We start from the raw sequence: 12,212 nt of genomic DNA, 5'->3' as shown, positions 1-12,212 counted from the left end.
GGGCAATGAGAAGGAAATATTGATACTTATATAGAATATATGGAGTAAGACATTGACATTGTTCTTTTAAAATGTCTTTTAAGGAGTGTGGGTTTTATGCAAATGGGCTTCGAACTTAACTTACAGCAAACCCAAAAATTAATAATGACTCCAGAACTGCGTCAGGCTATAGCTGTCCTACAGTTATCATCTCTCGAATTGGCTGAGTTTGTGCAGGAACAAATCATGGAAAATCCAGCTTTAGAAATAGAAGTTGCTGAGGAAAACTCTGAAGAGGTTGCTGCAACTGAAACTGCAAAGGATGAAAAGGAAAAGTTTGACGTTGACTGGCACGAATACTTTCAGGATCGCGACATTGGATATATAAAAGCACCTCGTGAAGAATATAAAGAGATTAATTATGATAATTTTTTAACTAAGGCTCCATCTTTAGAAGATTTCTTATTAACTCAACTAGAAATGTCTTGTTGTAGTACTAACGAGAAAAACATTGCTAGTTTTATTATTGGAAATATAGATAAAAATGGATATTTGTGCACTACATTGAAAGAAATTTGTGATATGTACTCTGTGAATCTCGATAAAGCAGAAGCTGCATTAAAATTGGTTCAGTCCTTCGACCCACCTGGTATAGCTGCAAGAGATCTAGCAGAATGTTTATTATTACAAATAAGTCATCAGGAGCTTGAGCTAAACTCTTTATTAACATCAATAATAAAATATCATTTAGAAGATATTGCGGCAGGCAAATTATTGAAGATATCTAAAAGCTTAGATATTACTCCCGAAGAAGTCCAGCAATTAGTTGATTATATAAAAACACTTGATCCAAAACCAGGCCGGTGGTTTGCAGATTCCGATCAGACAACATATATTGTGCCGGATGTAGCTGTGGAGAAGGTTGAAGGTGAATTTATTGTAATAGTTAATGATGTTTCCACCCCGAGATTGGGGATTAATCCTGTTTACAGAAGATTATTATCAGCAGATACTGTGGACATTAATGCTAAAAAGTTTATTGAAGGTAAATTAAATTCAGCAGCATGGATTATTAGGAGTATTGAACAAAGAAGACTAACATTATATAGGGTTGTGAACTGCATCGTAGATTTTCAGAAAGCTTTTCTTGATGACGGGGTAAAGTGTTTAAAACCTCTAAATTTAAAGCAAATTGCTGACCAGTTAGACATACATGAGTCAACTGTTAGTAGGGCAACCAACAATAAATATATCCAAACACCACAGGGAGTATTTCCACTAAAATTCTTTTTTGCAAGTGGTGTTGACAACTATGCTGGTAATGGCGTGTCTTCTGAAAGCATAAAAAAGATGCTGAAAGATTATGTCATAAATGAAAACTCCAATAAACCTTATACAGACCAGCAATTAACAAATATTTTAAAGGCTCAGGGCATAAATATATCAAGAAGAACAGTAGCAAAATACAGAAGTGAGCTGGGCATAGTATCAACAAGTAAGAGAAAGCGGTACTAATTCAAGAAGTAGGATATCAGCAAAAAGCTTCTGCCTCATGCATCCTGAACGTATACTGAATACTTACCGTTGACAATGTTTACCTTATAATTCAATAGTGCTATAATATTCAAGAGGCAACATCTTGCATTGCGTCTTTCGAGCAAGTTGGGGACATTCCTCGGGAACAGAGTATAGCTTCAATAGGGTGTGTTTCATTAAAAGGAGGAGGTAACAAACATGGCAAGAGAACTAAAACATATTAAAACCATACTAAAATCACAACTTCAGAAAACCCAAGAAACTGGAGGGTGTGGAAAATGCCAGGTTTCATGTCAGTCAGCTTGTAAGACTTCCTGTACTGTCGGAAATCAGATATGTGAAAAGAACTGATGAGCGAAATAAGCCCGGGGTAATCCTGGGTTTTTTGGTAAATTATAAGAAAAGAAGGGAATGATCAATGTGTCGTTGTCTAAAAGAGTAAAAAAAATTGAACCTTCACCAACATTGGGACTTGTAGCAGTTGCCAAAAATCTCAAAGCACAAGGACATGACGTTATAGGGTTTGGAGCAGGTGAACCTGATTTTAATACCCCTGATAATATTAAGGCTGCAGGTATCCAGGCTATAGGGGATAATTGTACACACTATACACCTAACCTCGGGATCAAGGAACTTAGAGATGCAATTTGTGAAAAATTAGAGAAAGAAAATAGCCTTATATATACTCCAGAGCAGGTAATTGTGTCTTCTGGAGCAAAGCATAGTGTATTCAATACAATCATGGCATTATGTGATGTGGGGGACGAAGTAATAATTCCAAGTCCCTATTGGGTAAGCTATCCTGAAATGGTTAAGATAGCAGACGGTGTTCCAGTTGTAATTGCAACTACCAGCGAAACTGGATATAAGATGACAGCCGAGCAACTCAAAGATGCTGTGACATCGAAAACAAAAGTACTATTTATCAACAGTCCAAATAATCCTACAGGTGCAGTTTATACAGAGAAAGAATTGAAAGAAATTGCACAAGTATGCGTGGAAAACAACATTTATGTTATTTCAGACGAAATTTATGAAAAATTAATTTATGACAATGAAAAACATGTGAGTATTGCATCTTTTAATGAAGACATTAAAAAACTTACAGTTACAATTAATGGAGTGTCTAAAGCATATGCAATGACTGGATGGAGAATTGGTTATGCTGTTGCTGAAAAGGAAATTATTAATGCAATGGATGCATTCCAAAGTCACGCCACTTCTGGCGCAGCATCCATATCTCAAAAGGCCAGTTATGAAGCAATAGCAGGTAATCAGGACGCAGTAGAAGATATGAGAAAAGAATTTGATAAACGACGGAAGTTTATGGTGGATGAGTTAAATAAGATACCAGGAATTACCTGCCAACTTCCCAAAGGAGCCTTCTATGCTTTCCCAGATATGACTGGTCTCTATGGAAAAACTATAGCTGGTGTAACAGTTAAAGATGATAATGGGTTTGCAAAACTCCTACTAGAAAAGGTTTATGTGGCAGTGGTACCTGGTTCACCCTTTGGGTCACCTGGGAACCTTCGACTTTCATACACAAACTCCATTGAGTATATGAAAAAGGGTATTGATAGAATTAATGATTTAGTTTCAGGAAGAATATAAGGCTGAAGACAGAATTCAGAAGACAGAATTCAGAAGAAAATCTAGTTTTTGATATTTCATTCTGACTCCTGACTCCTGGTTACTGTATTATATCTACAATGATACTTACAGAGTTCAGTTTTGAATTCTGTAATTTTTTTGTAGAAAATACTTTTGACAAGTATTTCATATAGGTATAAAATTATGTAAATAAATTAACAACTATGCATATATGCAATATTGTTATATTTCAAAGTAATTTTTTAACTATACAATTTTTAAGATTTGAAGGATTTTCCTGCAAATTTGTTGTATTTGTTCATAGACTAAGGCAAAATGAAGAATAATATACACTATATAATTTAAGGGGGTAACAAAAATAATGAGTATTAAAATTGGTATCAATGGCTTTGGAAGAATAGGTAGATTAGTACATAGAATTGCAGAAAAGGATCCAATGGTAGAGGTGGTTGCGGTTAATGATCTTACAAGTGCCGAGACCAATGCCCATTTACTAAAATATGATTCTGTACATGGAGTATGGGATGCAGATGTTGAGATAAAGGAAGATTCTTTTTTAGTAAATGGAAAGGTAGTAAAGGTCTATGCAGAAAAAGATCCAACTCAAATTCCATGGGGCGAATTGGGTGTCGATGTTGTAATTGAATCTACAGGTATTTTCACAGATGCAAATAAAGCAAAGGCACATTTAGATGCAGGAGCAAAAAAGGTATTAATTTCTGCTCCTGCCAAAAATGAAGATGCTACTATAGTTATGGGTGTAAACGAAGGTGTTTATGACCCTCAGAAACATAAAATAGTTTCTAATGCATCGTGTACAACAAACTGCCTTGCTCCAGTTGCTAAGGTTTTAGATGAAAAATTTGGTGTTAAATATGGTGTTATGACTACAGTACATGCCTATACCAATGACCAGAGAAACCTAGATCAAGCCCATAAGGATTTAAGAAGGGCTAGAGCCTGTGCTTTATCCATAATACCTACTACAACAGGCGCTGCCAAAGCTGTAGGGCTTGTTCTTCCACAATTAAAAGGAAAACTAAATGGTTTTTCAATGAGAGTACCAACTGCTAACGTTTCAGTAGTTGACCTTGTAGTAGAAGTAGAAAAGCAGACCAGTGTTGAAGAAGTAAATAAGGCCCTTGAGGAAGCTGCCAATGGACCGCTAAAAGGAATCTTAGGATTTAATATGCTTCCATTAGTATCGAAAGACTACAATGGAAGTCCAAGATCTTCTATAGTAGATGGTTTATCTACTATGGTAATGGAGTCTACTCAAGTTAAAGTCCTTGCATGGTATGATAATGAATGGGGTTATTCTTCTAGGGTAGTTGATCTAGCTAAATATATGATGAAGTAAAAAGACAAGGGAAAGACAAGGGGACGTTTCCCTTGTCAGGTTTTTAGGAGGTAAAATAATGAATAAGGCGACCATTAAGGATATTGATGTAAATGGAAAAACGGTACTTGTAAGAGTTGACTTTAATGTTCCGTTAGACTCACAAAGAAATGTTACAGATGCTACACGTATTAAAGCAGCTTTACCTACAATAAATTACCTTATAGATCAAGGATGTAAAGTAATTCTCATGTCCCACCTTGGAAGACCCAAGGGTGAATTTGATGCAAAATATAGCATGAAACCAGTTGTGGAGACACTTTCGCAGCTTTTAAAGAAAGATGTAAAAAGAGCAAATGACTGTATTTCAAATGAAACAAAAGAATTAGCTAAAGGATTACAGCCAGGAGAAGTCCTCTTGCTGGAAAACACACGCTTTTATCCAGGTGAAACAAAGAATGAAGAAGGTTTCGCTAAAGAGCTAGCTTCTTTGGCGGAAGTCTTTGTGAATGATGCCTTTGGAGCGGCTCATCGCGCCCATGCATCTACTGCAGGTGTTTCAGAGTATTTACCTGCTGTAGCAGGTTTTCTTCTTGAGAAGGAGTTAGCTGTACTAACAGAGGCTTTAGATAATCCAGCTAGGCCTTTTACCGCTATTATTGGTGGAGCTAAAGTGTCAGACAAAATTGCTGTCTTGGAGAACTTGGTAAAAAAGGTAGATAACCTGATTATTGGTGGTGGTATGGCTAACACCTTTTTGAGGGCTAGAGGATTAGACATGGGGGACTCCCTAGTCGAAGAAGATAAACTAGAATTAGCAAAGATCATTGAAAGAAATGCAAAAGCATTAGGGGTTAATTTATTTTTACCTGAAGACTTAATAGTTGCGCAGGAAATGAAAGAAGATGCAAAAACCCAGGTCATTAACACACAAGTACCAAAAGGGTTTAAAGCTTTAGATATAGGGCCAGCTTCAGCTGAAGCTTTTGCCAAGGTTGTAGAGAAATCTGCCTTGGTATTGTGGAACGGACCTATGGGGGTTTTTGAAATGGATATTTTTGCAAAAGGTACTGAAACAATCGCGAAAGCCATGGCAGAATGTAATGGTAAAACCATTGTAGGCGGTGGGGATTCTGTAGCCGCTGTAGAAAAGGTCGGAGTTACGGGTGAAATCTACCATATATCTACTGGTGGAGGAGCTTCTTTGGAATTCCTAGAAGGAAAGGATCTACCTGGAGTCGCGGCCCTTCAAGATGCATAATTGATTCAAGAAGCAAGAGTTAATTGGGGACATCCCTCGGCCCCCTTATCTTATTTAAGGAGTTGTGGTTGAATGAGAAAACCGGTTATAGCGGGTAACTGGAAGATGCATAAGACAACACAAGAAACCTATGAATTTGTAGAGAAGCTAGCATCCGAAGTGAAAGGAACAGATGCAGTTGATGTCATTATTTGCCCTTCTTTTACTTGTTTGGATGTGGCAGTTAGGGCATCGCAAGGTAGTCAGGTTAAAATAGCTGCTCAAAACATGCATTGGGAAAACAAGGGTGCCTTTACAGGAGAAATATCCCCAGGTATGTTGAAGGATCTAGGTGTTAGTTACTGTATAGTAGGACACTCTGAGAGAAGACAGTACTTCGCAGAAACTGATGAAACTGTTAATAAAAAACTTAAAGCTACCTTTGCTAATGGAATCATGCCTATTCTATGCGTAGGTGAAACCCTTGAAGAAAGAGAAAATGGCAATACTTTTAATATAATTGAGAGACAGATTAAGGTTGCTATGCAAGGTTTAAGTCAATTTCAAGTGGACAAACTAATCATTGCATATGAGCCTGTTTGGGCCATTGGTACAGGAAAAACAGCATCAGCTAACGATGCTCAGGAGGTTATAGCAAAGCTGAGAGAGTTTGTTGCAAATGATTTTGGTAATGAAAGCGCAGCTAAGGTAAGGATACAGTACGGAGGAAGCGTAAAGCCTGATAACATTAAAGGACTTATGGAGCAAAGGGATATTGATGGAGCTCTAGTTGGTGGTGCTAGCTTAGAAGTAGGCAGTTTCTTAAAGCTCATCAACTACTAAAATACAGAAGTCAGAAGTTTGAATACAGTCAGAATACAGAAGAGAACACAGAATTCAGAAGGAAACCATCTCCTAACCGAAATTCTGAGATCGAGGATAAAGGTGATGTTTATGGCAAAATATAAACCAATTGTATTAACAATTTTAGATGGATGGGGAATTTCGAGCAATGAACAGGGCAATGCTATTTTAAGCGCTAAGACCACTAATATGGATAGTTATCTTAATCAATATCCAAACACCATTCTTGAGACATCTGGGGAGATAGTTGGTCTACCTGCTGGACAAATGGGCAATAGTGAAGTGGGTCATCTAAACATTGGTGCAGGTAGAATTGTTTATCAGGATTTAACCAGAATAAGTAAATCAATTAAAGAAGGAGATTTTTTTGAAAATCCTGCATTACAAAAGGTCTATGCTAATTGTGTCAAAGGAACTGGGAAGTCTCTTCATTTAATGGGTCTATTATCTGACGGAGGAGTACATAGTCACATTGAACATGTTTTTGCACTTATAGACTTGGCAAAGAAAATGAATGTTGAAAGTCTATACATACATTGTTTTTTAGATGGAAGAGATGTTCTCCCAAAAAGTGCTCTAGAATATGTTAGAAGACTTGAGGATAAATTAAAGGAAGCTGGTATTGGTGAAATTGCCACTATCTCTGGTCGATATTATGCAATGGACAGAGATAAAAGATGGGAAAGGGTAGAAACTGCCTACAGAGCAATGGTTACTGCACAAGGGTATAAAGCTTCTACTGCAATGGAAGCTATAGCCAATTCTTATGAAGAAGAGAAGAATGATGAATTTGTTATGCCTACAGTTATTTTAAAAGATCAGGAACCAGTAGCAACAGTAAAGAAAGGTGATTCTTTAATTTTTTTCAACTTTAGAGCTGACAGAGCAAGAGAGATAACAAGGGCTTTTGTTGATATTGATTTTGATAGCTTTGAAAGACCAACAGGCTGGCTGGATTTAGATTACCTTTGTTTTACTGAATATGATAATACAATTGATGCGCCAGTAGCTTTTCCACCTGAAAAGCTTAGTAATACATTAGGGCAAGTTCTTGCAAAAAATAATTTAAAACAGCTTAGAATTGCAGAAACGGAAAAATATGCTCATGTTACATTCTTCTTTAATGGGGGTGAAGAATTAGCAAACCCAGGAGAAGAAAGAATAGTAATACCATCATCTAAGGTAGCCACTTACGATTTGAAACCTGAAATGAAAGCTTACGAGGTTACTGATGCTGTTGTTGAGCAGATAAATGATGACAAATACGATGTAATCATCATTAATTATGCAAATCCTGATATGATTGGCCATACCGGCAATTTTCATGCTGCAGTAAAAGCAATAGAAGTAGTTGATAAATGCCTTGGTAAAGTAGTTGATACAGTATTTGAAAAAAAGGGAGTAATGCTTATTACTTCTGATCATGGAAATGCTGAAGAGATGCTAGAAGCTAAGGGTAGTCCATGCACGTCTCATACAACAAGTCCAGTACCACTTATTGTTCTTGGGTTACCTGCAGATAAAGGGTTAAGCTGTAGGGGTAGCTTGAGAGATTTAGCTCCTACAATATTGGAACTATTAGAAATAGAAAAACCAAAAGAAATGACAGGACAAAGTTTATTAACTTAAAAAGCATACTGAAAGTGTTGTGTGCTTGCTCACCTTCAATTAAATTTTAGCAATAGTAAGATTTATTCAATCAAAACAACCTATGCTTTGCAAGATAAACTGTACATTAAAAGGAGGTTATTTTATGACAATTATTAGTGAAGTTTTTGCAAGAGAGATTTTAGATTCTAGAGGCAATCCTACTGTTGAGGTTGAAGTCTATTTAGAAGGCGGTGTTGTGGGTAGGGCCGCAGTTCCTTCTGGAGCTTCAACTGGGGCTTATGAAGCTGTGGAACTGCGAGACGGTGACTTAGATAGATATATGGGCAAAGGTGTATTAAAGGCAGTAGAAAATGTAAATGAAATAATAGCTCCTGAGGTAGTTGGTATGTATGCAATAGATCAAATCGGTATTGACAGGTTACTTCTTGAATTAGATGGAACAGATAACAAAGAAAAGCTTGGTGCAAATGCCATGCTAGGAGTATCATTAGCGGTGGCAAAGGCAGCGGCAGAAGAATTAGGACTTCCTTTGTATCAGTACATAGGTGGGGTTAATGCTAAACAACTGCCTGTTCCCATGATGAATATTCTTAATGGCGGAAAGCATGCAGATAACAATGTGGACATTCAGGAATTCATGGTCATGCCTGTTGGTGCAGAATCATTTGCACATGCTTTGAGAATGGGCACAGAGATTTTTCACAACTTGAAGAAGGTATTAAAAGCAAAAGGTTTGAATACATCTGTTGGAGATGAAGGTGGCTTTGCCCCTGACTTATCCTCCAATGAAGAAGCCCTACAGATTATTATGGAAGCCATTGAAAAATCAGGCTATAAGGCTGGAGAAGAGGTTTGCCTGGCTCTAGATGTGGCAGCAACAGAGATATTTAAAGACGGAAAATATCACCTTGAAGGTGAAGGCAAAGTCTTTTCATCAACAGAGCTAGTTGATTTTTATGAAAACCTAATAAATAAATACCCCGTTCTTTCAATAGAAGATGGTCTATCTGAGGATGACTGGGATGGATGGAAGCTAATGACTGATAGGCTTGGCAAAAAAATTCAAATAGTTGGTGATGATCTGTTTGTAACCAATGTTACTAAACTGGCTAGGGGTATTGAATCAGATACAGCAAATTCAATTCTCGTTAAGGTTAATCAAATTGGCACATTAACAGAAACACTTGATACAATTGAAATGGCAAAAAGAGCAGGCTATACATGTGTAATTTCTCATCGATCGGGTGAAACTGAAGATAGCACAATTGCAGATATAGCAGTAGCTACTAATGCTGGTCAAATTAAGACAGGTGCACCCTCAAGAACTGATAGGGTTGCTAAATACAATCAACTTTTAAGGATAGAGGGAGAACTTGACTACTTAGCACAATATCGTGGAAAGAAAGTGTTTTATAATCTCAGGTAAGGGGCGTGGCTTCCTGAATTCTGTATTGTGATATACTATTGTTCTAGCTATGAAAGTTTAGAGAATATTAGTATAAAAATTTGAAAAATAAACAAAAATACCCATAAAGGTATGTAATTGTAATTTGTTGTAATTTGCCAAGGGTTATGCTAAAATATATTTGTTTGCTATAAGGAAAATGATGAGGAGGTGAACCATTTAGTGAAGACTGTTTTAGTATTTATTCAAATTTTTGTTTCATTGGGACTCATAGCCTCAGTATTACTGCAATCAGGAAAAAGTGCGGGAATTTCAGGTGCCATTGCAGGTGGCGCAGAAACCTTTTTTGGTAAAAAGAAGGGCATGGATCAATTACTCGGCAAGGTTGCAGCAGGCCTTGCGGTGGGTTTTTTGCTATTAACTCTACTATTATCTATTATTTAAATTTATAAAAATAATAATTAAAAAATAAAATACTGTTGTGGTTAAAGGGAGGAATAAAATTTGTTTCCATTAGAATACTTGGCCCCAATTGCAGGGGTGTTAGCTTTAGCTTTTGCTTTTGTACTTATTAATAGGGTTAATAGTGCGGATCCTGGCACAGAAAATATGCAGGAGATTGCAGCAGCGATTCAGGAAGGTGCTATGGCCTTTCTAAAAAGGCAATATACTACACTAATCGTATTCGTTTTAATTTTAGCGGTAATCATAGTAGTTGCAGGATATATGACACCAGGTTCAGGTAGTTTGCAACCTGCTACAGCTTTAGCTTTTATTATTGGAGCTCTATGTTCCGGTGTTGCTGGATATATAGGTATGAGTGTTGCTACACGAGCTAACGTTAGAACAGCTAATGCAGCTCAAACTAGTGCTAATAGTGCATTAGGTATCGCTTTTTCAGGTGGAGCCGTTATGGGCATGTCTGTTGTTGGTTTAGGCTTACTTGGATTAGGGATAGTTCACATAATATTTGATAATCCTCAGATAGTTAACGGATTTGCCTTAGGTGCCAGTTCAATTGCATTATTTGCAAGGGTTGGTGGCGGTATCTATACAAAGGCTGCTGATGTTGGTGCTGACCTAGTTGGAAAAGTAGAAGCAGGAATTCCTGAAGATGATCCAAGAAACCCAGCTGTTATTGCAGATAATGTTGGTGATAATGTTGGTGACGTGGCTGGTATGGGTGCAGACTTGTTTGAATCATATGTTGGTTCAATAATTGCGGCAATCGCTTTAGCGGCTGCCCTTGGCATACAAGGTGGTATACTACTTCCATTAATGGTTGCAGCTGCGGGTATAGTTGCTTCCATAATTGGGACTTTCTTTGTTAGAACTAATGAAGGTGCAAATGCCCAGAAGGCTTTAAATACAGGTTCCATGGTTTCATACGCTTTATCCGTAGCAGCAATATTCTTCCTTACTAGAGGTTTATTATCTGCAGATCTAGCCTTAGGAGTGTTCATTGCAACTGTTTCTGGTCTATTAGCAGGTGGTGCCATTGGTAAAATTACAGAATACTATACTTCTGCTGACTTTAAGCCTACTCAAGAGATTGCCAGGGCTTCACAAACTGGTACTGCTACAAATATTATTCAAGGTATAAGCACAGGTATGATGAGTACCATGATTCCTATCTTTGTAATTGTAATAGCAATTCTTGTAGCCTATCAATTTGCTGGATTATATGGAATAGCTCTTGCGGCAGTAGGAATGTTGTCTACAACTGGTATGACAGTAGCTGTTGATGCTTATGGACCTATAGCAGATAATGCTGGTGGTATTGCTGAGATGGCTCACCTTGATCCAAAAGTAAGAAAAATCACAGATGCTTTAGACTCTGTTGGAAATACAACTGCAGCTATTGGTAAAGGTTTTGCCATTGGTTCTGCAGCATTAACTGCTCTTGCTTTATTCGCTGCTTATACTCAAGCGGCGGGAATCACATCAATCGATATTACATCTCCAAATGTTATAGCTGGTTTATTTATAGGTGGTATGTTACCATTCCTATTCTCTGCCATGACCATGCAAGCAGTTGGTCGTGCTGCCTTCGATATGATTGAGGAAGTTCGTAGACAGTTTAAAGAAATTCCTGGCATTATGGAAGGAACTACAAAACCAGATTATGCTAACTGTGTTAGTATTAGTACTAAAGCTGCGTTAAGAGAAATGATTATACCTGGGATTATAGCTGTATCTGCTCCCATAGCCGTTGGACTGTTTCCGGGTCTTGGCAAGGAAGCATTAGGTGGAATGTTAGCAGGTGCTTTAGTTACAGGTTTCTTGCTTGCTATTATGATGGCAAATGCAGGTGGAGCTTGGGATAATGCTAAGAAGTTCATCGAAACAGGTGAATTTGGTGGAAAAGGTTCCCCAGCACATGCTGCTGCAGTAAATGGTGATACTGTAGGTGATCCATTTAAGGATACTTCAGGTCCATCAATTAACATTTTAATTAAGCTTATGACAATTGTGTCACTTGTGTTTGCTCCATTATTTATGTAAGACACAAACTTCAAGGTATAGATAAGAGTATTGCACATTAAGCTGCAATACTCTTTTTTTATTTCAAGCTAACTAGCCAAGGTTTGCTTATTTGTGGTAAAATGTTCCTGTTATGCATT

Annotated in this window: 10 protein-coding genes; all 10 read left to right on the top strand. The window is 37.4% G+C overall.

Annotation, left to right across the window (positions count from 1 at the left end; all coding sequences use genetic code 11):
• The first annotated feature begins 96 nt into the window (after positions 1-96).
• Entirely contained in the window at positions 97-1,494 is a 1,398-nt protein-coding gene (locus APF76_11490; protein ID KUO50325.1) for an RNA polymerase sigma-54 factor, read from the top strand.
• 219 nt (positions 1,495-1,713) lie between these two features.
• Positions 1,714-1,866 carry a six-cysteine peptide SCIFF gene (locus APF76_11485; GenBank protein ID KUO50324.1) on the top strand — a complete coding sequence of 51 codons (153 nt, stop codon included), beginning with the start codon at positions 1,714-1,716 and terminating at the stop codon, positions 1,864-1,866.
• Positions 1,867-1,935: 69 nt separating this feature from the next.
• Positions 1,936-3,129 (top strand): aspartate aminotransferase, encoded by a 1,194-nt coding sequence (locus APF76_11480; GenBank protein ID KUO50323.1) that lies wholly within the window; start codon positions 1,936-1,938, stop codon positions 3,127-3,129.
• A gap of 361 nt (positions 3,130-3,490) precedes the next feature.
• Positions 3,491-4,489 (top strand): glyceraldehyde-3-phosphate dehydrogenase, encoded by a 999-nt coding sequence (locus APF76_11475; protein ID KUO50322.1) that lies wholly within the window; start codon positions 3,491-3,493, stop codon positions 4,487-4,489.
• 58 nt (positions 4,490-4,547) lie between these two features.
• Positions 4,548-5,729 (top strand): phosphoglycerate kinase, encoded by a 1,182-nt coding sequence (gene pgk / locus APF76_11470; protein ID KUO50321.1) that lies wholly within the window; start codon positions 4,548-4,550, stop codon positions 5,727-5,729.
• 72 nt (positions 5,730-5,801) lie between these two features.
• A complete protein-coding gene (gene tpiA / locus APF76_11465; protein KUO50320.1) occupies positions 5,802-6,551 on the top strand; it encodes a triose-phosphate isomerase in 750 nt (249 codons plus the stop codon).
• 111 nt (positions 6,552-6,662) lie between these two features.
• A complete protein-coding gene (locus APF76_11460) occupies positions 6,663-8,201 on the top strand; it encodes a 2,3-bisphosphoglycerate-independent phosphoglycerate mutase (protein KUO50319.1) in 1,539 nt (512 codons plus the stop codon).
• A 124-nt stretch (positions 8,202-8,325) separates the two neighbouring features.
• Positions 8,326-9,609: an enolase gene (gene eno, locus APF76_11455; GenBank protein KUO50318.1), complete on the top strand. Its 1,284-nt coding sequence runs from the start codon at positions 8,326-8,328 to the stop codon at positions 9,607-9,609.
• 201 nt (positions 9,610-9,810) lie between these two features.
• Complete coding sequence (locus APF76_11450) at positions 9,811-10,032, top strand: preprotein translocase subunit SecG (GenBank protein ID KUO50317.1); 222 nt, start codon at positions 9,811-9,813, stop codon at positions 10,030-10,032.
• A 60-nt stretch (positions 10,033-10,092) separates the two neighbouring features.
• On the top strand, positions 10,093-12,093 hold the full coding sequence (locus tag APF76_11445) for a potassium transporter (protein ID KUO50316.1): 2,001 nt from the start codon (positions 10,093-10,095) through the stop codon (positions 12,091-12,093).
• Positions 12,094-12,212: the final 119 nt, after the last annotated feature.

It is taken from the genome of Desulfitibacter sp. BRH_c19 (genome assembly GCA_001515945.1).
GTDB lineage: Bacteria > Bacillota > DSM-16504 > Desulfitibacterales > Desulfitibacteraceae > Desulfitibacter.
Note: the sequence above shows the minus strand (reverse complement) of the source record. Positions and strands in the feature narration are given on the sequence as shown.